We start from the raw sequence: 22,797 nt of genomic DNA on the forward strand, positions 1-22,797 counted from the left end.
CATTGGTTTGATTGATTTGATATTTCAGGCGGCCAGTTTCAGGCTTCGCCGATCCGTAAATTTCTTGACGGCACGCTCGACGCTCCAGAGCGCACTTTCCATATAGCCGCCGGACATATAGTCGCCGCAGAAGGACACGCACGGCCTCTGATCAACGGAATCGAGGAAAGCGAGAGTTCGTTGGTTATGTCCTGTCGATGATTGCGGGATAGCATTCTGATGACGCGTCACGGCATATCCTTCGATATGATTATCGACGTGCGGTAGATATTTGGCGACATCGCGGCGCGCAATCTGTGCCAGCTCATCGTCGCTTTTGTCCATCAGCGGCTGCGATTGCGGACTGATGATCCAGGCCTGCAGGGTTGCCTTTCCCGACGGTGTGTTGCCTGGACTTTTCTGGTGCGTATCGACGCAGAAGGCCACATTGTTGCGACTGTCCCGGTCTTCAAATGGCAGGAAATAAGTCCAGACGTCCTTTTCCAGTTCACAGTCGAGAAACAGCGAAACAAGAATGGCGGGGGGCATTTCAATGCTGGACAGATAATCCTTTTCCTGTTCCCATTCGGGAGGAACCAGCGCAGCGGCTCGGGGAGCATGAGCGGCCACAACGACATGATCGGCTGCAACGATCTCACCGGTTTCGAGTTCAAAACCGGTCACCTGGCCATTGTCAGTAACTAGTGTCTTGGCCGGGCTGTTATAGTGAATGTTTGCTCGCTTCGCCAATTCCGCATGGAGCGTAGCGGTGCCTCCTTCCAACGAAACATAATCCGTGAGCAGGATAATTTTCACCAGCCGGTAGATTTGCAGCAAATTCACATCATGATCGGCTGGTTCACTGAGGCCACCAATGAGCGTCAACATACGGACAATATGATCTTGAACAAATGTCGCTGAGGCCGAATCGATCGCCAGTTCATTGTCATAGGGTGCTTGTTCGGCTTCGGCAGCAAAGGTGTGCGACCGATTTTTCAAAAGCAGCTTTGCGAGGTAAAGCGCCACTTTTAAGTTGCCCGAAATTCCGCCCGGGCTCATCCACGGTAGGCGCGGGCTGAGCAGATAGGATTGCTCCGGCCCATCGCCCGTGAACATGCGGCTGGCGCCTTTGATTTTCTTAAGCTTAGGCGTCAGACCTACTTCATCAACGATCCTGAGCGCGTTGCTGTAGTTGGAGTGGAAATATTGCGACCCCACATCGGCCCAGTCATCCGTTCCGGGACGATTGAGCAATTGCCCTCGGCCACCAGCCTTGTCAGATGCCTCGTAGATCTCGACATCATGGCCACGTTTGGTGAATTCATGTCCTGCGGCAAGACCGGCTATGCCAGCACCAATGATAGCAATTTTCATGGTTTCCACTCCGATTTAAGATTTATCCGAAAGAAAAGCCTGCTGAGGCTCCCGGTTTGATGTAGCGCGGCGCATCGCGCTGCATCATCTGGCAGACACCCATGATGGCTTGCTCGATGGCTCCGGCGTCTGTGATGTCGATCAGATTGTCATCATCATCAAAATTCACATTGGCACCAGTAACCACCATGAAGCCTTCGGCATCTTCCTCGGCATCTTCCGGCACGGAAAACTGGTGGATTGATCCGCCCGGTTCATAGAGATAGCTGCCCGCAACTTGCTTATCGTCCGGATATTCGACATAGTTCCACGTTCCCTTTGTAGTGAAGAAATGGACGGTGCCGGTGTGGAAATGACGCGGCAGCAGCGTACCGGGTGGAAATTTTGCATAGAGCACCCAGGTGCCGTTTTCCGGGTCGAGAAACAGCGGCTGGATGAAATAGCCGTCGGTGGGGTGCTGGACAGGATCCTGCTGATTGATGTTGACGGAGAGTAATCTGTCCTGGTGATTGATGGTCTCGGGTATAGCCATTTCGTACTCCTGTGATTGGTCTGAAGCTTATTTACGCTGGCCTTTTTGAAGGTCACAGGTTAGCAGGGGACAATTAGAGATCATTTTCGGACAGGCGCATTGGACAATCGGCCAGACATTTTTGATCGACCGGTCCTGTCCAATCAGATTGCCAAACTGATACTCGATATTCTTCAGGGTCAGGGAGTCGAAAAGTCTGATGTTTTTGAACATCTCGATTTCGGTGATGAAAAAGTTACCGATGGCGAAGCACTGCTAGCCTTTCATGAAATGTTCGCCCTGATCGATGTCGCACTGCGATTGTCGCCAACACCGTGGCTAGGTTTAAAGGTAGGGGATGCGGAAACTGTCGGCACATGGGGTGCGCTAGGCTATGCGATTATGAGCAGCGCGACGGAAAAAGAGGCGGCCCAAATAGGCCCAAAATATTATCAGGCTGCACCTAGCCTGATGCATTCCGAATCCAGAATTGAAGACGGCAGGCAGAGAATTCAGATGGACCCCATCTACCCGGCTGATCGACTGATACCTTTTTGTGTCGAGGAGAATATTGTCGGTATCTGGAGGGTGTCTTCCGAATATCTGTCTGAACCTCTGCGCCCTCTGGAAATTCATCTTTCCTATCCCAAGCCGGTTTATGCGCGTAAATATGACGAATATTTCGATTGCCCTGTTCACTATGAACAACCAAGCAACATTCTTTGGACCAGAGCGCCAACCGACCAACCGCTCCGCACGTCTGATCCTGCCAGCGCCAAAATCTGCCTCCAGCTAGCCGAACAAATGGTCCAGAGGTATCGTGGCGAAGATGATTTCATCCTGATGATCAGAAGAGAGTTGCTGCGCAATCCCGGCGAGATGCCGGACATGGAAGAAATTGCATCTATGCTCGCGATGAGTTCCAGAACCCTCCGCCGCAAGCTTGACGAGCTGGGTACATCGTTCAGGCGTGTTCAGGATGACGTGAGGCAAAACCTGGCTCTCGATTATCTACAAAACACAGGTATGAATATCGACCAGATTGCCGTTCGGCTGGGATATAGCGAAACGACAAACTTCCGCCGCGCATTCAAGCAATGGACCGGAAAAGCACCGAGTTTGTTCCGCGTCTGAATGTCCGCTTTCCGGGACTAAGAATTTGTATACCTACGTCTTGGATTGGGGCGCTTATCCGACCAACAACTTTTGCTTTCCTAATGTCCGCTTTTGCGGCCAAAGCAGACTGTGAAGGAGAGGTTCCTCGAACAGGGAAACAATTTTCCCTGTTCGAGTCGATAATTACCCTGATTGAGCCCACAAATTTCCCAGATACAGTATACACAATTCCCTGATATCAATCAGAAGAATTGACCGGAAAGCCTCATAGTCAGCGAGCTTCACCGAAAACCTTGTGCGGTTATGCTTAAAAAATTTCGAAATTCCCCGTTATTGACAGTTCATGATACGCAATTTCGATCGAGACCCGTTCTCGATAGACTGCTTCGCGCACCACTTTTTTCCTAAGCTTTCAAAGTCTCGCACTCGGCGAACGGTATGCCGGTTTTATCCCTATTTTCCGGTTGGTTAGCCGGTAGTGGATCACAGATACTGTCTCCAGAGACCCTTTGGCGTCTCAGGTACGAGGGCAAATTGGCCAAGTGTCTCGATGGCCCAAATACTGGAGTCCAGATGCACTTGTGGATTTTGGGAGTATTTTGACAGCTTTTTTTCCGGGGATGGTCACGAGAAGTCTTGGGAGCGTTCAGAATTAGGGTATATTCGTTACGAAGATAACAAGGCAGGAATTTCCGAACTTGCTTTTCGGAAAACCGTTTTTGGAACGGCGCATCTGTGGCGCGAACGGCGCTTTACCAGCCTATTAACTTGTTTTTCGGACGAGCTTCAGGCTGCAATCGCTGAAGCAGGCCTAAGGATGCCGAAGAAATTTTACCGCATGAAAGAGGTCTGACCATGGGCGTGATTCAAGGCCTCGACACCATTCCAAGGGAAATTCATACAGGTAGGCTGGAGGATTTTTTAGCGATTTCCTGCCTGGTTAAGAGGGCGCGGGCGAATATAATTTTAAACCCTACGCGTTGCACTGACGGGCTCATTGGAACTCAATGTCCCATAGCTACTGATGCGAGGCTTTGGCTTTGCCGTCGACCTTGACGCCGAGCAGCACTGCGACACCGACTGCGAAAAGCAAGTTGATCGATGCTATGCCTGCGCGCTGATCGTTAAACCAAAGGGTGAAGGTCTCGACCAGCAGAGGTCCCATCCACACGGTGATGGTTCCGGCGATCGCATACAGGCCAAAGAATTCACCGCTTCGACCGGGCGGTGCGAGAGTGACGAGCATCGTGCGGCTTGAGGAAATGCTCGCGGTCACAGATATTGCGACCAGGCTGACCAGTGCGAGCATTATAAGGTCCGAAAGGGTTTCAAAGACAATACTGTCCCAAACTTTGGAGTTCTCTATTGCCCCAAAAAGCAGACTTTCCTGAGTGATCGAGAGCTGAATCCCGAAGGTCAGAACCATCAGGAATATCTCCATCAACAATGCGCGTTTCACGCCGAATGTATTGTCGAGCCATCCCCCGATCAGCCCGCCAGCGAATGCGAAGATGCTGGCGTAAATCGCGTAGATGATAAGTTCCAAAACGTCCCAACCGAGAAACAGGGAATAATAGACTGCGATCAACGCAAGCAGCGCGGCCATGCCATCAGCATAGAGCATGTGCGCAATCAGAAATTTCAGTAACTCCCGGTAACGCTTGGCCTCCTTGAAAGTTTGGATCAGCCCGCCTGTTCCTTCACGCATCGCGGCAATCCAGCTCGCGCCGGGTGTGCCGGGATCTCGAGCATTCCAGAAAAAGTACGCTGAGAACAATGTTATCCAAGCCGCGCATAAGGGTCCGACAAGGCGCGCATGCTCGTACCGATCCATATTCAACCCAAACTGCGGTTCGGCAAACGGCCAGCCGATCATTGCAGGCAAGATAAAGAGCATTGTAATGAAACCGAAGATGATCGCTCCGGCGAGATTGCCAAGCCCAAGACCAAGACCTGATATTGAGGAGAGGCTCTCGGGCGGACCGGCAGAGGGAAGCATCGCATTATGCGTGACTTCCGAATAAGTGTAGCTGACATAGGCGATAACCAGCAGGGTCATTATCACCCAGGCCGGCAGTCCCCCTCCACCCGGCAATGCAAACCACAAAAGTGCTGAGCAAGTTGCAATCAGCGCGAAAAAGACGCCAAGAAGAGGCTTCAATCGCCCACCGCGATCAAGTGCCGCTCCAAGTATCGGCGCGGTTAGCGCAGCGATGATGCCCGCCCACTTGATGACGGCAGCAATGCTTGCCTGGCCTTGAGCATTGGCGGTGGATTGGGCTGTGTCCGCATCAAGATGATCGAGATCACCGCTCGCAATCAAGTCAGCACCGATAACATGGCGCGCGAAATATGGCGCAAAGATATAAATGACGACCATCAGATAGTAGGGATTGCGGGCCCACTCAAAAACGGCCCAAGCAAAACCAGTGCGACCAAGGGCGCCGCTGCCGTCATTCTTTGGGTTTGCAAATGCCATGAAATTACGCCGCTTTCAGGGCGAAGAACATCACTGACATCGCCGTCATTACAACGATCCCACATAGACTGAGTAGTCTCACCCTTGCCGAAGGGCGATGTTCATCATCCATCTCGCAGCGCGTCACCACGAGATGGTTGAGCAAGGCGGTCGTCGGCGTCAAAAGGAAGTAGATGGACGTGACGAGGTCGATAAAAGTGGTAAAGCTCTCCAACAGGAAAGCGAGAACCGCAAAGCTCATGATCGCTGTCATGATCAGAAAGAAGGCATAGCTGGCGCGGCTTGGCGTACCGCCGACATTGCCACGATACTCTTGGTAAAGGGCTCCGTACCCGCGCGCTATCCCGTCAAATGCTCCGGCCATCGTCGTTGCCATAACGAGGAATGCCGCGATCCCAGCAAAGAATGCAGGCACCGGACCTAAAGTTTCTGAGTAAAGACCGACAATCTGCGAAGCAAGTTCGGCCGCGCCGCTCTCCGGCGTGATCTGAGCCGAGTGCATGACGCCCGCGCCCATGATGCAGAAGCAGACAGCCAACAGGCTGGTTAGCCCATAAGCAGCGAGGAAGCCCCCTCGTGTCGCTCCAATCGAGAGTCGCTCACCCGGCGCGGCATCTTCCTGTGACTTAAGCGTCCACAAAGAGATATCCACCGATTGACCTATCGCGGTTGGCATAAAGCCTGCCAAGGCAATAACGAACAGCAAGGCGGTTATGTCGAATGACCATTCGACATTTACGGCACTCCTCCAATCCACCTGTGGAAGCGCAATGGCAGCAGCGGATAAGGTCGCCAGAGTGAGGAATGCAACTAAAAGCGTGCTCAGCCGTTCGAGCCAGCGGTACCCGCCGACCAGCAAGAGCACGATGGTTCCCGCCAAAACTCCAACCACGAGTGCAACGAGCGATATGTCTGTGCCTGTGATCGCTCCAAGGATTGCCGCGGTTGTCGCGCTGACAGCAGCCCCACCAATCGGTGCGATCAGCAGGGCGACCGCAGCATATACTATGAGTAGCCAAGGCGCGAGTTCGCGATATCCCCCGATCAAAGTCTTTCCTGTTGAGTGGGCGTAGTCCACTCCAAATCGGAACGCAGGATATTTAAGCAAATTGATCAGGATGATCACACCCACAAGCGCTAGTCCGTACATTGCGCCGGCGCGAGTGGATTGCACGAGGTGAGAGACGCCAATTGCAGAGCCTGCAAAGATGAGTCCCGGCCCCGCCGCCCGTTGTAATTCCCGAATATCCATTTTGCCCCCAGTTTGTTTGTTAAATCAGAATGTTATTTTGTTACCAGCACTTCGATATTGCCTAGATAAGAGGAGCCATGGCGCACTCGGTCATCCGGCTGCAGGAAATGGCCTGATGCCAGTTCGTTTTGGATAAATGTCGCTTTGCCAATATCATCGACGCTGGAACCGGAAAGGGGCCCACCTGCCGCAAGGTAAGTGACGATCATTTCGATGTAGTCGGCGCGTGTTGGGCCAGTGAAAATAACCCCTTCAGCCGTCCCTGACATCAGCGACATATCGGCACTGATCGTTTTGCCTTCCGCGAGAAACTCTCTGCCATCACGGTACACAAACCGCCGTTCGCTCATGTCGTTCAACGACTTCTCGACCAGTTGCCGAAAATTGAGCGTCATCTCGCCTCCGCGCGCATCCTGTCGTGGTTCGCCGTTTAGAGTGGTCGTCATCCGCAGGTCTGAGACAAATGCATTCAAGTTGTTGGGGATCACCAGAAATGGACCAGTGGGGAAGAAGCCTGGACCACTTTTGGCATCGCTAAATCCTGAGCCTGAATCCAGATTATCTGGATCGGCCAACTCGACAATAGCATTGCGATTGGTGAAGTCTCCGCAAAGGAACACGCCTTTGCCTGCTGCGTCGAAATCCTCAAGCGAAGCGATGTCACGGTCAAACCGCACGCACAATTCAACTTCATAATCGAGCAGGATTCCTTCAGGCCGCCGGACTGTGGTTCGCGCAGGTGTCGCCAAACCGAACTTTGGAAAGCCAAAAACCGATTCACTGTTGGATTCTTCTGCATGTTCGGGAAAGTTCGTTCCGCTGCCAATGTGACGGTTTCCAGAGCTGCCCGATGGAAGAAGACGATCGAACGTGACTTTGCTTGAAGGAAACTCCGCCACTTCTTCAAGGGTTGAGGGGAGGTCGCTCACGGATGCCAAGGCTGCAAAGGGGTTGGCCCCTCCATCGCCGCCAAACTCCGTCAGATCGACGCCTGTTACAGCGTCACCTTGAAAACCGGTAACCAAAAGCGTGCGCACTGCACCATCTTCGTCCACAAACTGCGCGAGTGTTTTCGCCTCTTCAAGCGGGGCTAAGCCCTCGACAAGTGGCTCATCCTCAAAGCTCGCCGGGTTGAATTTCGGATCAGGGGATGTCGCCCACGCGATCGCCAAAATGACCATAGCAAGACCAAGAACAACCCACCCATATTTCGCAACTCGCATCTTCATCTCCTACTTCCCACTATCGTCACGTTATTGAAACCGAACGCGCTCGATAGCTTGATCTCCTTCTCGTCCCCTGATCACCATGATCGCAATTATTACGACAAGGCTTGCAAAGACCACCACCATTCCAGCGACTAAAACATGGTCCATATTCTGAGCCGCAAATGAGTAACCGAGAACGGCCGGGAAAATCGCAGCGCCGGTTAAATTGGCAGCCGTCGAATATGGCAAGGCGCCCCGAGCGGGATCGGCTTCTTCTATGAACGCCGTCGTTGCCGGTACGATAAATTGCCAGCTTAATCCAAACAGGATCACCAGCAGCCAGCCAGACAAATCTTCAACACCGATCCACAACATACCGGAGACCGCGAAGATCAGGACCAAAGAGGATAGGATGATGCGTGATCCAAATTTTGAACTCTTGCTGAAAACGCCAGCCAGCACGGTTCCAACCATCTGTCCCGCCAAACAAACTGCCAGCATTTGGGCGGCCTTGCCGGGTGCAATGCCGCTGAACTCGAGCCATACTCCGAGATAGGCCCAGATGCATATTGACCCTCCCAGAAAAAGCCCGGCGGCAACCAGCGCGAGATAGCCCGTTCGGCTTGGCGCAACAGCCTGTGTTGCTGTTCCGTCAGAGCTATACGTCTGTCCCAACGTGTTTGAAACAAAAGGCAGAAGAATTGAGACCGCGACCAATGCCACGATGACGAACACGACTTGGATGTCGAACGCGCTCTCATAGGCTCCGACGCCAGAAAACCATTGCAAGACTGCATATTGGCTAGCCGCCTGGACAAACAGGTAAATCGCGGTGAACCGGTTGACGTTGACTGCCGCGGCAACTGCCAAAGCAGCCAGGCTGGCGAGTAGCCCACCACCCAGTCCGGCCAAAGGCCGGGCCATCATGATCGGAATTGTTTCGGGCAGGAGGTTGCCGATCGCGAAAATTACGAGTCCGATAACACCAACCCATTTGACCGAAAGCGCTGAGGCGATCCTGACACCAGCTGCGCTACCCAAGGCAATGGCGGCGATTTCAAATGCTGCCAACAACCCCAATTGCTCTTCCGATATCAAGCCGTTGCGTACATAGATGCTGTAAAGGAGTGGCTGAACGCCAAGAATTAACAGACCAATGGAACCAAGACCTACGCAAGCCCCAAGCGTTCTGTTCATCAAGGCTGGGTGATTCTGGTGTATAGCGCTATTCAATGGTTGCACCCAACCATGTCTTCATGATGATGCGATGGGCGATGAGAACTGTGAAACCAGCCCAATGCCATTGGTGGTTGTCGGTTAGTACGAGCTTTAGCAGCACTAAGAACGCCCAACCCATATTTCGCAACTCGCATCTTCATCTCCAATTTTCCCCTGTCGCTACATCATTGAAACGGAACGCGCCCGATACCCGGTGCATTGACGCTCGAAATGTAGAGAAACCCATCACCCGGCGCGATGGCGCCGGTGGTGGCGGGATAGCTGCCCTTGGCGTCCTGCCACGTGCGGGTGACATTCCCGTCTTCCGTGAATTGCAGGACCAGGCTATACGATGCTGCTTCTGGCCTTGCCCATTCAGGTATGCGGGACACCACCTTACGGAGCATGGGGCTGCCCGACAGATCATCCAAAATCGATACACGTGGTCCAGCGAGCCCAAGGAAATAGGTCTGCGTGCCATCGGCCTCGACGGGCCCTTTTCTGATATTGTCCGGGAAACCGGGCAGGTTGGTCAACACGGGCACAAGCCTACCCTTGTCCTTGCCCGACAAAGCTATCCGATGGACACTGTATGTACCTGTCTCGGCCACCAAAAGAGCCTGTCCATCGCTCGTCATTGCAATGCCATTGGCAAAGCTCAGCCCCTTCGCAAGAACGGCGGTCTGTTTTGTGGTTGGATCAAAGCTCAGCACTCGTCCTGTCCGGCTCTGCTCAAAAATGTCAACTTCGCTCGCAGTTAAGGGCGAACCAACTGCCTCAGCGCCCCAACGTGTGGACGCATCGGTGAAGTAAATCATTCCGCCCGAAGCCTCGATCACATCATCAGCAAACAATATTGGTTCGCCATCCACGCTGTCCGTGAGTAGGCGGACCTGCCCTTGGCGCGACACCGCCAGCAATCCGCGATGGGCGTCGGCGACGAGCAACGCGCCGTCCGCGCTGAATGCAAGACCAAGTGGGAACCCAACGGTTTCTGCAAATGCGCTGGCTTGCTTGGTCTTGGGATCAATCCGCCAGATCGTGCCCTGCTGAGAGGATGCGTAGAGCGCCAGCTCTCCATCCTCTTCGCGCGCAATGATGTCCTCTGGCCCGATAGCCCCATCAAGCGAGATTCGCTCAAGATCAGCCAAACGAGTGTTCGGCGCAAAATCGCCGATGTATCCAGCGTCAGTCGGCGCTTTCCACGCTACCGGATCAATTGGCGTCGGCCAAAGCAGGGCATAGGCAATAAGAATGCCACTGAATACCAACACAGCCTTGATTGCGTTCTTCATGGCGTCGCCCCTGTACTGTCTTTTGCATTGTCTGATGCGAGTGCGTTAAGCGCTTCGATCCAATGCTCTTTGGTAACACTGCGGCTGATTGGTGCTTTGGTGAGCATGTCGTCCATGTGGGCTGCAAATTTTGGATGCGTTACGCTGCCAAACATGCTCCACCAAGCCCGGCCACCCGGTGTTCCTACGGTTCGTAAAAACAATGGGTCGAGAGCCTCAAATTGGGCGCGTGCTGCATCGAAGTTGTCTTTGATCAGAAAGCTCGCCTGCGCACCCTCAACGGCGATGAAAAGCAGGAGGCGGAAACGCACCAATTCGGTTTCGGTCAATTGTACAGGATCACGAAGGCCGCGATCATAGAGATCAACCAGTTCCTTATCGGCCACAACCAATCGGCGAACTCCGTCAAACCGCTCCTGCATCATTTGCAGAGTTGCCAGCTCGCTTGCTTTGCTGGCTTGCCGCGATTGGATACCTACGAATATGAGCGAACCGACAATGGCAAAAGCAGCCACGGTCTGCCCGATGAAGTAAATCGCTTCAAGGGTCATTCTTGTTTCCCTTAGCTCCCTTTATCCAATTTCTATGGAAAGCCAGATCAACATGGCGATGCGATGGAGGATCAGAAACCCGAAGCCGGCTTGATGCCAGCGCAGCTTGTCGGTCTGCGTAAGCGCGAGCATCACCAAAAGCGGCATGCCTGCAAAAATGAACACGTTGATCGTGAGTTCCAGGATGTGGGCGTCGTCGATGGTATAAAGGAGATTGAATATGCTGACAAAGGGCGCGATGGCCATAACGCCAAGGATCAATTTTTGGTTGGCTAGGTAATAGTCTTCGACCGAGTTCCACCGATCCTTATGTTCGGGATAGAGCAGGCGGCTCACAAAGATATAAGGTAATATCGCAGCCAGCAGCGCTGAAATAGATGCGATATCAAATTGGTTTTCTTGGCGTCCGAGATAAAAAAGCCCATAAGAAACAATGGCCGATGATGCGATATAGAAGCTGATCGCCCAAGGAATAAACCCGATGGGCAGATCATGCCGCGCCCGCACCGCATCGGCCATGTTGTTTGCAACATTGGCCAGGGCGAGGCCGTATAGAACGGCAACGAAGCTCATCATGAATTCGATATCATTCATGCGCGGGCGTCCTTGTCAGCGCCGGCTTCATGAGGCGGCGCGTTTTCCAGCCATGGCGCAAAGTTTTCCGGCAAGGTTTGTTCGAGCAAATGCTCTTCCACATAGGCCACAAATTCGGGAGCGAAGTTGCTCTTGCGCCCCTCCCAGAACCGCTTGCCACCCGGAGATGCGAAGTAGGAAACGTTTGAGTTTTGCCATGCGCGCCAAAGGTCGTCCGACAAATCGCCCTGTCGCCATTTGAAATAGGCGCTTTGCATATAGGACATGCCCGCCATCAATCCTGAAAGGAGCACCATATTCTCGCCATCGGAAAGCGAGTTTGGGTCTTTCAAGCCTTTCGTCGCGACCTCGGCTACTTCCAGATTGGAACCGAAAGTCAGATACATATTGGCAAAGTTATCATGCACCGCCTGCGTCGCATCCGCGCGCCGGGCCGCTTCATGTTGGCGCGCCTGCCCGTTGCTTTGCCGAACCTGTATTCCGACGAAGATCAGTGAAAGCATGATGCCAAGCGCCGCCGCGATCTGGCTGGCAAAATAGAAATCTTCGAGGCTCATGCTGTACTCTCCGGATTTTCCTTGTTCGCATCCCTGACATCGCGATCCCAATAGCGCGAATCTTCGGGCAATTTCCGATTCAGCAAATGGTCTTCAACATATTGGGTGAAGTCAGGGGTGAAATTGTATTTTCTGAGCTCCCAGAACTCCTTGCCGCCCTTTGAATCAAGGTAAGACAACAGGGACTTTTCCCAGCCATGCCATAAATCATCGGGCAGATCGCCGTCGCGCCATTTGAAAAATGCGCTCTGCAGATATGACGTCAGCGCCATCAGATCCGTCACGACATGAATGGATTGAGGGCCTGACAGATCGCCGAGTCCATGAAGTCCCTTAAAACCCGCCTCCGCCTTGAACGGCGTATCGGCTGCGGACATATACCACGCCGAAAGATTGTCATGCACAGCCTGAACCGCGTCGGCTTTGGCTTGCCGAGTGCTCTGGCGAACCTGCAGGCCAACAAATATGAGCGAAGCCATAATGCCAACGGCCGCCGCGATTTGGCTGATGAAGTAAAAGTCTTCGAGGGTCATGCGCTTGCCTCCTCGACAGCGCTAGCTTCATCCGGCTTCAGGAACGCAATCGCCGAGTACAAGGCCTTCAAATCGCTGGACTGCTCGCGCATGTAAGTGTCGAGCGCCGTGACCACATCCTGGCCATAGATGATCTGGCCCTCTTGCTCCCAGAATTGCCGTCCACCCACCGTGCTCAACAACACTGCGGGCCAAGCGAGAAATTTCTGGTGCGAGACCGAAGCGACCAATTTATCCTGCGCAAGATACACAGCTGTTTCTGCGATCATGATGTTCTTGTGCAGATATCGGAGAAACTCGGTCTTTTGACGAGACGACGCGTTATTGTAATCCAAAAGACAGGTTTGTAGGCTTTCCAGCGCGCTGGGGTTATCGACCAACACGCTAAATTTGTCCGCGTTATAGAGCAGTAGCTCCTTTTGCGAGCTGGCCTTGGCAAGCCTATGGTCCTTGCGCAGTTGCACCCATATCGCACCCAGAGACCCAAGGATCGCAATCACTGCGACGGTTTGACCAATGTAATAGATTTCCTCGAGGGTCATGCCGCGCCTTCCACCGAAGCCGAAGCCAGCAAAACACCGCTGGCACGCCGTTCTTCTAAAAGGTCAGCAAATTCAAGCTCGACGTATTCTACGAAGACCTGCGTGAAAGTGCTCTTTCGCAACTCGAAGTAGTCCAAGCACCCGCGATAGTGAAATGTTGTCGACATCATTCCATTCATGGAGGCCCATGTCCGGTCATCGATCCTGCCTTCATATCGGTAGATGTAAGCCTGCTCGAACACGCGCAGGAAGGATATGCAGACCAAGGCGAGGCGGAGAAAGTCGACCTGATTAAGCCGTGTGAGGCCTACCTCGTCGCATTTCATGAGGGTTTCAACCAGCTCGCGGTCGCTCGCCAAATTTGCCATGCTCTGGCGGTATTCGGCCATGACTTCGGACATACTGGCGAGACGCGTTTCCCGGTTCTGCGCGCGCATTTGCAGGCCGACGAAAACAAGAGAGGCCATAATGCCCACAGCGGCAACAATCTGGCTGATGAAGTAGAAGTCTTCGAGGATCATGGTCTGAGCCATCCCAAGCCTAGCTCACTTGCCGATCTTGGCCTTCCCAGAAGGGTGCTCTCAATTCGCGTTTCAGGACTTTTCCTGCTCCCGAAAGCGGGAATGGATCATCGCGCAGCGTCATGCTGCGCGGTCGTTTGTAGTTGGCGATACTCCCGTCGAGATGGATTAGAATATCCGCCAATGTCGGCTCTTTGCCTTCGGCCGGGATAATGATCGCATGGACTTCCTCTCCCCATTTTTCCGATGGGATGCCGATTACCGCGACCCCTGCCACATCGGGATGTGTGGAGATGCAGCTTTCCACTTCGGCAGAGAATACATTTTCCCCGCCCGACACAATCATGTCCTTGATTCGGTCCACAATGAAGATGAAGCCCTCATCATTGCGATGAGCGCCGTCGCCAGTCTTGACCCAGCCATCACTCAAGGTGGCATCAGTCGCCTCGGGCATACCCCAATAGCCAGTCATCGAACCCGGCGATCGTGCAACAATTTCTCCGACCTCACCATTTGGCACATCGTTCCCGTCTTCATCACAAATGCGGACTTCCAATCCGGCGAACGCTTTGCCCGCTGATGATAACAGGCCTGCTGCTGCGCCTTCTTCGCTATGGTGATCGGGCAGCAGCAGGGTGATAGCGGGCCCCATTTCGGTTTGGCCATAACCTTGCGTCAACGACACATGAGGCAGTTTCTCAATGATCTGCCGCAAGAGCCCTTCGGGCATGGGCGATGCACCATAAAGAGCGGCCCGAACCGTTTTAAAGCAGCCGGGATCGAATTCGGGATGATTGAGGATCATGTCCCACATGGTCGGGACCAGAACGGCGTGCGTGACCTGATCCTCGGCCAGAGCTTTCATCACTGCCAGCGGTTCAAACGCGGGGACAAAGACATGGGCTGCTCCAGCTGCTGTCGCACCCCCTAACATCGAACCATCGGCCAAGTGAAACATTGGGGCCGCGTGCAACAGCACGTCACCGGGTCGATAGTGGAAATGCATCCCGCACGTTACATTGTTGAACCACAGCGCCTCGTGCGAGAGCATCACTCCTTTGGGAAAGCCGGTCGTACCTCCGGTGTAAAACAGCCCGGCGAGGTCTTTGTTCGACCGCTGCGCATCAGCACCGGGCGTGTTCGCCGCAATCAGATCTTCATAGACAATCGTCCCTTCTGGCGCGCCATCATCATCGAGATAGATGATCGTCTCAAGGCTCTCGACTTCGCTCTTCAAGCCGTCGATCATTGGCATAAAGGTTTTGTCGATAAATAGAATTTTTGAGCCCGAGTCGCTAAGCGAATAGGCGTTTTCTGCAATCGACCAGCGGACATTCAAGGGAACGACCGCGCCGCCGGCCCACCAGACTGCATAATAATATTCAAGGTAACGATGCGAATTGAGCGCGAGAATGGCCACTCGTTCACCATCTGTGATACCCATATCGCGCAGGCCCGAGGCCAATCGCGCAACGCGATCTTCAAAGTCCGACCAGCTTGTGGTCCCGCTTGCGGTCTTTGTAGCGAAGGCTTTGGGGATGGACCGCGCATTGGATTTCAGAAATTCAGTCAGGCCATACATTTTGTGATCTCCTTAACCGTTGGTGGTTTGGTTCCAGGTGGTCCGTCGAGCAGGGGGGCATAGTTGCAAATTCTGGTAACTCGTTGATCGTTCAAATTGCACGCAAGAAGTCTGCCACTTGAAGCTCGCGCAGCATCGCTTCTCCACGAAGCAGCCAGACCTCTTTCCAATCAAGGCCGAACTGCGCACATTCTTCTTCTAACAGCTCATAATCGGTTTGAAACAGCGCAGCCAAGTTGATGAGCTGTGAGAACATGGTGCCGAGCCTGTGATCGATAAGAAAATCATCATGGCTGTAATTTTCAACGCCATTGGCGGCCAAAGCGGAAAGATAGCCCTCGATCAGCTGTTCTTGCGAGGCATGGCGTTCATCCGTAGCGAGCCCAAGGTTCAAGAGCCGCGAGACGTCAAAAGTTCCGGGACCGGCTATGGGATACTGGAAATCAATCAGCGCAAATTTTCCTTCTCCCTGATCATTGGGAAAGAACATCTGTTTCCCATGAAAGTCTGAATGGGCGAGCGTGAAGGGGCGCGTTTGCCAAAAGCGGACAATCTCTTCTAGCCGGTCCTGATAGAGTTGTGCAACTTCGATACTGATTTCGCATTGAGAGCCGACACATCCCTGAACCGCCTCAATGGCGGCAACACCAGATGCGGCTAAATTTTGCCAGCGTTCCATATCATCAAGCTGCACAATGGCAGTTTCTTGCTTCACCACTTCATCGTTCCACCAACGTGCATGGATCTTCGTGACTTCCCGCAGTGCCATGCTCACTTGCTCAACTGAAATGCCATAGGCTGGAGAGTAAGACGGAGAGAGGTGTTCCAGGAGAATGATCATCTCCTGCGCATCTGGATCGAACTGGGCATGGAAGCAGCGCGGCATAGGCAGAGCACCGTCGGCAAATCTCTGATAAAAGCTCACCTCTTTCTCATAGAGCGCGAAGGTCTGACACATTTCCCGGGTCGTCTCATCTCTGGCTGCAAGTTTTGCAATCATGCGATCCGGCAAGGTGCAGTGAGAGCTGTCATAATCGAGCCAGATTTCCACCACATCAGCCGTCTGTCCCGGCTCAGCGAACGGCTTTGTTTGGGCTCCAAGAATCTGATGTCCGGCGAGATGCGGTGCGAGCACCTGATTGAGCCATTGTGCCGTGACGTCTTGCGCGCATGCCGGAATTGTTACTTCTTGATAACTTGCTGTGCGGTTGATCTGCATGAATCTCCACCTCCAGAAAAAGCTGATTGCATATCAATGGCAAAGCTTTTGGACCGAGCCGGGTTTCAAAGTCCTGTGGCAATTCTGGGGAACTTCTTAGGTTTTTCTTAGGGCTGTTTTGCGCTAGGGAAATAAGTGTATAGAGATATAAATGGGGCGGTTCGGATCCTTTCAGTTCACTCTTTAGATTGGGGCTTATGAAACAGGTCCGTATTGGTAATGCACAGGTCAATTTTGACAGCCTCGTTATCGAAGGCGACGCCGGCCGCTATTCGGTTGAGCCCAAAGTCCTCGAAGTGCTCGAAGCTCTTATCAACAATCAGGGAGAAGTTGTTTCCCGCGAGCACTTGATCGACAATGTCTGGGGTATAGGTTTTGGCGGCGATGAGCGATTGTCGCGCGCAATCTCACTTTTGCGCAAGGCGCTGGGTGACCGGCGCGGCGACCATCGGCATATCGAAACGATATCCAAGCGTGGTTATCGCCTGATTGCGTCAATTGATGACGTAAATAATAACCTTGGTCCTGGCCATCTGCCTACACATGAGGCGCCCCCGCTCTCAATTGCGGTATTGCCTTTCGTCAATTTGAACGCTGACCCTGACCAAGAGCATCTCGCAGATGGAATGACCGAAGAGCTTTTGAACGCGCTTGCAAAATTGCCCGGATTGCAAGTCACCGGGAGAACATCCTCGTTTGCTTTCAAAGGTGAGAACAGAGATATCCGCGAGGTCGCCAAGGCGCTCAACGTGGCGCACGTCATAGAAGGATCATTGCGCTGTGACCAAGACAAACTTCGAATCACCGCTCAACTGGTAAAGGCGGAAGACGGGTTCCAGCTTTGGTCGGAGTCATATGACGAAAATTTGGAAGATATTTTTGATCTACAGGAACGTATTGCGCATTCCATCCTGACCGAGTTATCGCGCTTTATTGAGATCGATGTTCCATCATCGGTTGTCCAGAATTTGACGCACAATCCCAAAGCCTATGCAGCCTTTGTCCAAGGGCGCGAATTGTATCACAAGCGCAATGGTCAACAAACCTTGCCGACGGCGATCAGCCATCTTGAGAACGCGGTCGAGCTTGATCCAGAATTTGCCGATGCTTGGGCCGCGTTGGCCATGGCGCATTTTGTTCTTCCCGAATACTCAAAGACATCACAATGGGAGCAGCACATGGCTGCCAGCCGGAGGGCGCTTGATAAGGTCGAGCAACTGGACAGTTCGAACTCTCTAGCGAAGCTAACAAAAGCCTATATCTTTGAGCACGATCTGCGGTTTGATGAAGCTGCGATGATAAGTGAGCAAGCGCTTGAAGAGCATCCTGGTGATTCCGAAACCGAAGTGCACTTTGCTTTCACTCTAATGGCGATCGGACTTCATAAGCAGGCCGAGAAACTCATTCGCAACACGATGCCTCAAAACCCACTTTCACCGATTTACCCCGTACTGCTGGGTGGAATTATGCGTGCCCTGGGCGACATTGAAAGGGCAATTGGCTACTACCAGAAAGCGTTCAACCTTGGCCACGGTGCGTCCGGAATAGCCGTGGCCACATTGAAGATGCAGACAGACAAGTCCGAGCAGAGCGTAGATTTCATAAAGAAGTATTTTGGCGGGCTTGATGCTATGGATCAGGCTACCTTTGCCTCACCGATCACCCGCCATCTTGTGTTTGGCGCCTATTTTAGGAAGAAGCGCGGATATCGTTGGATCGTGAAAAAAATGCTGGAGAGCAGATTGAAAGATCCCGTACGGCAGGCGACCGCAACTTCTGTTGCAGGTTTTCTGCTTGTCGATGATCCAAAGCTTTGGATGAAAAATGTCCTCGAGAAACCCAACCCCTACGTTGCCTACACATTGTCGCGAATTTGGGATCCTATAGAAGAATGTGCCAATGTCCGGCAGCATCAAGACTTCCCAGAATTCGCGGCGCAGATCGGGTTGGTGAAAGCCTGGCAAACGTACGGCTGGCCTCCACTGGTACAACCAAATCCGGGAACAGATGGGTCAAACTTGCAGTTCCGTGTGATCGGTTGATTGCGACCACAGCGTGCTGCTGGGGAACGAACAATTAAGGACGTCCGCTTCCATCTCCAATTTCAGACGTTAGGCTCCGAAAAACCGACGTCTGCTTTCGGACACTGTTTCAGCTAACTCGAATGACTGAGATTGGGGCGCAAAGCGGTCATTGGAGGTGGTTGATAATTACTCTTATGTTGAAGGGCAGTGCGTTGAAGTCCGCTTTACCCCGAAAGCCGAGCTGAAGTCCCTTCCATCAAAATACCGGAAAACACTCTTTTCTCATTTGCGATTTCCGGGTTTTCAATACGTTCTATCAGCATGTTGACAGCGGCTTCAGTCATGCGCCCAACTGGTTGGCGCACAGTGCTGAGGTCAAAACTTAGCCAATTTGCAGGGCCAACACCGTCAAATCCAACGACAGAAACATCATCCGGCACTTTCAGGTCATGCTCGAAACGCAGGGAATCAATCACGCCGATCGCACTCATATCATTCACGCACATGATGGCATCGGGAATATTTCCATGTTTATCGAGTATTTTGTCAATTGCGGCAGCCCCGCATTCATAAGAAAAATCGCCATCGATTTTGACGATATCGGTCATTCCCAGCTCTCTAAGACGCGCTTCACTTGCTTGCTCTCGCTCTTGTCCGACGACAGAATCTGGCGGACCGCAAATAATAGCTGCGCTGTTATGCCCGGATTCAACCAGACCAGTTGCAAGCGTTTCGGCACCCTCTGCTTGATCGCAGCATACCGCGCTTGCGCTGTGATCGTTGGAATGCCGGTTGTAGAAAACCAGAGGCTTTTTCCGACGTGAAAATTCGGCGATTTGCTTTTCGGAAAGTTTGGCGGCGGCTATCACCCCGTCGACTTGATATTGCCAGATCTGTTGCAGCGCATCTTCTGCATCGCTCTCTGTTTCCAGCGCGAACAACAATACGCGAATACCGCGTTTTGAAAACCGCTGACCAAGTTGGGCAAGGACTTCAGGATAATATAGATTGGTCAGATTGGGAATAATCACGGCGACAGAATTTGAACGTTTGGTGATCAGACTTCTTGCAATCGCGTTGGGTTCGTATCCCAACTCCTCTGCGGCTATCCTGACCTTTTCTCTCGTTTTTGCAGAAACTGACGCTCCAGGCTTGTAGCAACGAGAGACAGCAGATTGAGACACTCCAGCCTTCTTTGCAACATCATAGGATGTGACGGGCTTACCTCTACGTTTCTCAATATCTGCCATGTCTTTGGTTACCCCTCGCCGCTGTACCGGCACATCGTAGCTGTGACAGCCTTTCTATCAACAAAGCTACTGCCGATTGCAAGGCACCAGTGATATACCGATTAAGTGGTTCCAAAAAAAATGCATGCGCATGCACCAGTACATTCGATATTCAACCGGAACGTCTCCAGTGTATCAGATAGGCAGAAATTTATGCCTAATATATGTTATTGATAATAAACAATAATATTTCAAATCTGGCAAATCAGCAACAGTATCTCAGCATTTTGCATTCGAAGTCATTATTTTATTGCCATATTGCACGGTTGTGGATATCAAAATTTCAAACAGCGTTTGCATAAATTTAGGGAGGGAGTCGTATGGCTATATCAATTACAAAGAAATTAATGCTCGGTGCGTCAGGAAGTGCGTTGGCTATCGGAGGCTTTGCTCCGGCATATGCACAAGACGAGGCGGGTGCCGAAGATAGCAATGTAATCATTGTTACAGCGAACAAGAAAGAAGAGAGCATCCAGGATGTCAGCCTTTCTATTCAGGCTTTTGATGCCGCAGCGCTCGACAAAGCAGGTATTACCGATGCGTCTCGGTTGGAACTTTTGGTATCAGGCGTTAACTACGCGTTTTCGGGCAATGACGCGAAATTCAATGTTCGTGGCGCGAACTCGAACAATACTTTTGCAGACAACGGCTCAATCGTCGGCGCTTATGTGGACGGCGTTTACAAAGCACGGGCGTCGCAGCAAACACGGGCATTTTTTGACGTAGAGCGGGTTGAGTTCCTGAAAGGTCCGCAAGGAACTTTATATGGCCGTAATACATTTGCCGGTGCGCTAAACCTTCACACCACAAAGCCGGACCTCACAGACTTCTCAGCAGGGATAGAGGTCGGCTATGAGCGGTTCGATAGCGTCAAAGCCGAAGGATTTATCAATGTTCCGCTCGGCGATACATTTGCTGTTCGTTATGCCGGTTATATCCAGAAAAGCGATGGCTTCATTAACAATCTTGCCGGTCCAGATATTGGTCAACAGGATGATAAAGGTTTCCGGATCAGCGCGCTTTGGGAGCCCACCGACAATTTCAATCTGATCGCTAGGCTGCAACATACGGCTGAAGATGGGCGCGAAGCTGGCCTTTTTGGCTATACCTTCCTGTGCCGGAATGTGACTCCATCAGGCCATACTGATGCCTTTGGATCAGAGCGCGATTGTATCAATCCCAACCGCGGTTCTGCAGGCTTGGGGCCAGCAGCAAATAGTGGTGCTCCTGGTTCTGGCCCTCATACCATCGCGCAAGACTATGTGCCTGATGTGAATTTGGAAGAAACGGTTGTGTCGCTAGAGGCCAATCTTGACCTCGGTGCTGTCTCGATCAAGTCGATCAGCTCCTACACGGATTTCCAGAACCTGTTTGGGTTTGATTTTGATTTCGGGCCAAACCCACATGCCATTGGCGGCTTTGATGAAACACTGGAATCCTATAGCCAAGAATTCCAGTTCAACACCAATTTCGATGGGCCGTTTAACCTGACGGCAGGCGCTTATTATTCCAAAGAGGACACTTTTTATAGCTTCTCGATCTACAACCAGACGGTTCGCGATCCCGCTTTCCCGCGCGTAGTGGCTCCTGTTTTGGATAATGCGGGCAATCCGGTTCTGGACGGAATGGGCAATCCGTTGTCACTGCCTGTTTTGGCGGCAACGCCAACTGTTGGCTTAGACCGCAGCCTCAATGGATTTTTTGCAGACAGTGCTTTTTTGGATATCGAAACATTCGGTATCTATGGACAAGCAGAGTTTGAACTCACCGATCAATTGCGTATCATCGGTGGTATTCGGTACAGTTCAGAGAAGAAAGAACTGACCGGCGGCGGTAGTAATTTTACCGCTAACGGCCCTGTAACCGTCGTTCCAGGAGCTGCTGGTTCGTCTCCCGTCATCATTCCTGATAGCCGCGATGTATTTCTCATCAACGAAAACGCCGCTGGTGCCAATACGGCCAGCCGGACCTTCAACAATGTCGATTATAAAGTCGGCATTGAATTTGATGTAGCTGATGACGTTCTGCTTTATGCCAACACGGCAACAGGTTTTCTGTCTGGTGTTGTAAACAACAATGGTTCAACGACTGATCAGCAAGATTCGCAAGTATATGAAATCGGCCTGAAGAGCATTTTGTTTGACGGCGATCTGACGTTCAACCTCGCAGGACATTATACCGAATATTCCAATCTTCTGTCGCAGTTCCAGGTCATTGATCCCAATACCGGAATCGGTGTTACATTTAGTGAAAACGGCGGTTCGATCGAAGCCTATGGTGTGGAATTGGAAGCGGTTTATCGACCAACGCAAGAGTTGACCCTGGCGATGAATGCCGCTTGGCAGGATGTGCAGTTTGGAACATTTGGTCAAACAAGTCCTTATCAATTGAACAATGGCACCACGACTACCTTTGTGGATCTGTCAGGAGAAACACCAACATTCTCACCCGATCTGACAGTGTCCCTAACCGGCTCTTATGAATTTGATCTGGGCGAAGATTTTGGTTTCCTTACACCATATGTCCAGTTCTATTATAGTGACGGATTTGGAACATCGAATTTGTTCGCCATTGATCCAGCCGCGTTCCAGAGCAGTTATACCAAAACCGACATACGTTTGGTTTGGGACTCGCCTGATCGGAACTATTCTATCGAAGCCTTTATCGAGAATATTGAAGATGAAGCAGTTCTGTCGCGGAGTAACAATAATGGCGGGGACGACTTGCTACAGTCTTCCTACCTCTATCCGCAAAATTATGGACTGCGTCTGAAGGCGCGGTTCTGATAATCGCACCCCGGTTCTCGACCGGGGGACTCAGTTAAACAGGGGGTGGAAGGATCAAAGGCAAGCGATCCTTCCAATTTGGGAGAGGTGGTTCACCTCTCCCTTTTTTTGCCAATTGAACACATTCTGGGGTTTGGCCCGGTATAACTCCGTGCACCAACTATCGG

Annotated in this window: 20 protein-coding genes; 4 read left to right on the forward strand and 16 right to left on the reverse strand. The window is 52.1% G+C overall.

All coding sequences use genetic code 11. The features are described 5' to 3' along the window. Positions 1 to 24 precede the first annotated feature (24 nt). Positions 25 to 1,353 carry an FAD-dependent oxidoreductase gene (locus AC6I9Z_RS07170; RefSeq protein WP_461454710.1) on the reverse strand — a complete coding sequence of 443 codons (1,329 nt, stop codon included), beginning with the start codon at positions 1,351 to 1,353 and terminating at the stop codon, positions 25 to 27. Between the two features lie 22 nt (positions 1,354 to 1,375). Then, positions 1,376 to 1,885: a 2,4'-dihydroxyacetophenone dioxygenase family protein gene (locus AC6I9Z_RS07175; protein ID WP_461454712.1), complete on the reverse strand. Its 510-nt coding sequence runs from the start codon at positions 1,883 to 1,885 to the stop codon at positions 1,376 to 1,378. 99 nt (positions 1,886 to 1,984) lie between these two features. On the opposite strand from AC6I9Z_RS07175, the gene AC6I9Z_RS07180 reads away from it, so the two are divergent. Both AC6I9Z_RS07180 and AC6I9Z_RS07185 read left to right on the forward strand, forming a co-directional pair. Then, on the forward strand, positions 1,985 to 2,998 hold the full coding sequence (locus AC6I9Z_RS07180) for an AraC family transcriptional regulator (RefSeq protein WP_461454714.1): 1,014 nt from the start codon (positions 1,985 to 1,987) through the stop codon (positions 2,996 to 2,998). A gap of 532 nt (positions 2,999 to 3,530) precedes the next feature. Continuing rightward, positions 3,531 to 3,833: a hypothetical protein gene (locus AC6I9Z_RS07185; RefSeq protein ID WP_461454716.1), complete on the forward strand. Its 303-nt coding sequence runs from the start codon at positions 3,531 to 3,533 to the stop codon at positions 3,831 to 3,833. Positions 3,834 to 3,998: 165 nt separating this feature from the next. Here AC6I9Z_RS07185 and AC6I9Z_RS07190 read toward each other — a convergent pair whose 3' ends face one another. The 13 genes from AC6I9Z_RS07190 to AC6I9Z_RS07250 all read right to left on the reverse strand — a co-directional run bounded on the left by AC6I9Z_RS07190 (position 3,999) and on the right by AC6I9Z_RS07250 (position 16,531). Next, positions 3,999 to 5,459 (reverse strand): MFS transporter, encoded by a 1,461-nt coding sequence (locus tag AC6I9Z_RS07190; RefSeq protein ID WP_461454718.1) that lies wholly within the window; start codon positions 5,457 to 5,459, stop codon positions 3,999 to 4,001. A gap of 4 nt (positions 5,460 to 5,463) precedes the next feature. After that, positions 5,464 to 6,711, reverse strand: a complete 1,248-nt coding sequence (locus AC6I9Z_RS07195; RefSeq protein ID WP_461454720.1) for an NRAMP family divalent metal transporter — start codon at positions 6,709 to 6,711, stop codon at positions 5,464 to 5,466. A 32-nt stretch (positions 6,712 to 6,743) separates the two neighbouring features. Then, on the reverse strand, positions 6,744 to 7,934 hold the full coding sequence (locus AC6I9Z_RS07200; protein ID WP_461454722.1) for a fumarylacetoacetate hydrolase family protein: 1,191 nt from the start codon (positions 7,932 to 7,934) through the stop codon (positions 6,744 to 6,746). A 30-nt stretch (positions 7,935 to 7,964) separates the two neighbouring features. Continuing rightward, positions 7,965 to 9,116, reverse strand: coding sequence for an MFS transporter (locus AC6I9Z_RS07205; RefSeq protein ID WP_461454724.1), 1,152 nt, complete (start codon positions 9,114 to 9,116; stop codon positions 7,965 to 7,967). 206 nt (positions 9,117 to 9,322) lie between these two features. Further along, positions 9,323 to 10,432 carry an SMP-30/gluconolactonase/LRE family protein gene (locus AC6I9Z_RS07210; protein ID WP_461454726.1) on the reverse strand — a complete coding sequence of 370 codons (1,110 nt, stop codon included), beginning with the start codon at positions 10,430 to 10,432 and terminating at the stop codon, positions 9,323 to 9,325. Then, positions 10,429 to 10,983 (reverse strand): hypothetical protein, encoded by a 555-nt coding sequence (locus AC6I9Z_RS07215; RefSeq protein ID WP_461454728.1) that lies wholly within the window; start codon positions 10,981 to 10,983, stop codon positions 10,429 to 10,431. Before AC6I9Z_RS07215 ends, AC6I9Z_RS07210 begins: the two co-directional genes overlap by 4 nt. A 21-nt stretch (positions 10,984 to 11,004) precedes the next feature. Then, complete coding sequence (locus AC6I9Z_RS07220; RefSeq protein ID WP_461454730.1) at positions 11,005 to 11,577, reverse strand: hypothetical protein; 573 nt, start codon at positions 11,575 to 11,577, stop codon at positions 11,005 to 11,007. Then, on the reverse strand, positions 11,574 to 12,134 hold the full coding sequence (locus AC6I9Z_RS07225; protein ID WP_461454732.1) for a hypothetical protein: 561 nt from the start codon (positions 12,132 to 12,134) through the stop codon (positions 11,574 to 11,576). The genes AC6I9Z_RS07220 and AC6I9Z_RS07225 overlap by 4 nt, the downstream gene beginning before the upstream one ends. Then, positions 12,131 to 12,667, reverse strand: a complete 537-nt coding sequence (locus tag AC6I9Z_RS07230; protein ID WP_461454734.1) for a hypothetical protein — start codon at positions 12,665 to 12,667, stop codon at positions 12,131 to 12,133. The genes AC6I9Z_RS07225 and AC6I9Z_RS07230 overlap by 4 nt, the downstream gene beginning before the upstream one ends. After that, a complete protein-coding gene (locus AC6I9Z_RS07235) occupies positions 12,664 to 13,209 on the reverse strand; it encodes a hypothetical protein (protein ID WP_461454736.1) in 546 nt (181 codons plus the stop codon). Before AC6I9Z_RS07235 ends, AC6I9Z_RS07230 begins: the two co-directional genes overlap by 4 nt. Beyond that, entirely contained in the window at positions 13,206 to 13,742 is a 537-nt protein-coding gene (locus tag AC6I9Z_RS07240) for a hypothetical protein (protein WP_461454738.1), read from the reverse strand. The genes AC6I9Z_RS07235 and AC6I9Z_RS07240 overlap by 4 nt, the downstream gene beginning before the upstream one ends. Positions 13,743 to 13,749: 7 nt before the next feature. Then, entirely contained in the window at positions 13,750 to 15,312 is a 1,563-nt protein-coding gene (locus AC6I9Z_RS07245) for a long-chain-fatty-acid--CoA ligase (RefSeq protein ID WP_461454740.1), read from the reverse strand. A gap of 91 nt (positions 15,313 to 15,403) precedes the next feature. Then, positions 15,404 to 16,531, reverse strand: a complete 1,128-nt coding sequence (locus AC6I9Z_RS07250) for an oxidoreductase family protein (RefSeq protein WP_461454742.1) — start codon at positions 16,529 to 16,531, stop codon at positions 15,404 to 15,406. Between the two features lie 197 nt (positions 16,532 to 16,728). On the opposite strand from AC6I9Z_RS07250, the gene AC6I9Z_RS07255 reads away from it, so the two are divergent. Next, a complete protein-coding gene (locus AC6I9Z_RS07255; protein WP_461454744.1) occupies positions 16,729 to 18,573 on the forward strand; it encodes a winged helix-turn-helix domain-containing protein in 1,845 nt (614 codons plus the stop codon). A 206-nt stretch (positions 18,574 to 18,779) separates the two neighbouring features. Here AC6I9Z_RS07255 and AC6I9Z_RS07260 read toward each other — a convergent pair whose 3' ends face one another. Beyond that, on the reverse strand, positions 18,780 to 19,805 hold the full coding sequence (locus tag AC6I9Z_RS07260; protein ID WP_461454746.1) for a LacI family DNA-binding transcriptional regulator: 1,026 nt from the start codon (positions 19,803 to 19,805) through the stop codon (positions 18,780 to 18,782). A gap of 359 nt (positions 19,806 to 20,164) precedes the next feature. On the opposite strand from AC6I9Z_RS07260, the gene AC6I9Z_RS07265 reads away from it, so the two are divergent. After that, positions 20,165 to 22,630, forward strand: a complete 2,466-nt coding sequence (locus tag AC6I9Z_RS07265) for a TonB-dependent receptor (RefSeq protein WP_461454748.1) — start codon at positions 20,165 to 20,167, stop codon at positions 22,628 to 22,630. Positions 22,631 to 22,797 lie beyond the last annotated feature (167 nt).

The sequence above is a fragment of the Parasphingorhabdus sp. genome, from assembly GCF_059726685.1.

Coding starts and splice junctions, on each gene's coding strand:
- AC6I9Z_RS07240 (WP_461454738.1), bottom strand. CDS start 13,742: ATGGCTCAGACCATGATCCTCGAAGACTTCTACTTCATCAGCCAGATT.
- AC6I9Z_RS07235 (WP_461454736.1), bottom strand. CDS start 13,209: ATGACCCTCGAGGAAATCTATTACATTGGTCAAACCGTCGCAGTGATT.
- AC6I9Z_RS07205 (WP_461454724.1), bottom strand. CDS start 9,116: ATGAACAGAACGCTTGGGGCTTGCGTAGGTCTTGGTTCCATTGGTCTG.
- AC6I9Z_RS07195 (WP_461454720.1), bottom strand. CDS start 6,711: ATGGATATTCGGGAATTACAACGGGCGGCGGGGCCGGGACTCATCTTT.
- AC6I9Z_RS07245 (WP_461454740.1), bottom strand. CDS start 15,312: ATGTATGGCCTGACTGAATTTCTGAAATCCAATGCGCGGTCCATCCCC.
- AC6I9Z_RS07250 (WP_461454742.1), bottom strand. CDS start 16,531: ATGCAGATCAACCGCACAGCAAGTTATCAAGAAGTAACAATTCCGGCA.
- AC6I9Z_RS07210 (WP_461454726.1), bottom strand. CDS start 10,432: ATGAAGAACGCAATCAAGGCTGTGTTGGTATTCAGTGGCATTCTTATT.
- AC6I9Z_RS07185 (WP_461454716.1), top strand. CDS start 3,531: ATGGCCCAAATACTGGAGTCCAGATGCACTTGTGGATTTTGGGAGTAT.
- AC6I9Z_RS07260 (WP_461454746.1), bottom strand. CDS start 19,805: ATGGCAGATATTGAGAAACGTAGAGGTAAGCCCGTCACATCCTATGAT.
- AC6I9Z_RS07170 (WP_461454710.1), bottom strand. CDS start 1,353: ATGAAAATTGCTATCATTGGTGCTGGCATAGCCGGTCTTGCCGCAGGA.
- AC6I9Z_RS07190 (WP_461454718.1), bottom strand. CDS start 5,459: ATGGCATTTGCAAACCCAAAGAATGACGGCAGCGGCGCCCTTGGTCGC.
- AC6I9Z_RS07265 (WP_461454748.1), top strand. CDS start 20,165: ATGGCTATATCAATTACAAAGAAATTAATGCTCGGTGCGTCAGGAAGT.
- AC6I9Z_RS07215 (WP_461454728.1), bottom strand. CDS start 10,983: ATGACCCTTGAAGCGATTTACTTCATCGGGCAGACCGTGGCTGCTTTT.
- AC6I9Z_RS07175 (WP_461454712.1), bottom strand. CDS start 1,885: ATGGCTATACCCGAGACCATCAATCACCAGGACAGATTACTCTCCGTC.
- AC6I9Z_RS07230 (WP_461454734.1), bottom strand. CDS start 12,667: ATGACCCTCGAAGACTTTTACTTCATCAGCCAAATCGCGGCGGCCGTT.
- AC6I9Z_RS07225 (WP_461454732.1), bottom strand. CDS start 12,134: ATGAGCCTCGAAGATTTCTATTTTGCCAGCCAGATCGCGGCGGCGCTT.
- AC6I9Z_RS07255 (WP_461454744.1), top strand. CDS start 16,729: ATGAAACAGGTCCGTATTGGTAATGCACAGGTCAATTTTGACAGCCTC.
- AC6I9Z_RS07200 (WP_461454722.1), bottom strand. CDS start 7,934: ATGCGAGTTGCGAAATATGGGTGGGTTGTTCTTGGTCTTGCTATGGTC.
- AC6I9Z_RS07220 (WP_461454730.1), bottom strand. CDS start 11,577: ATGAATGATATCGAATTCATGATGAGCTTCGTTGCCGTTCTATACGGC.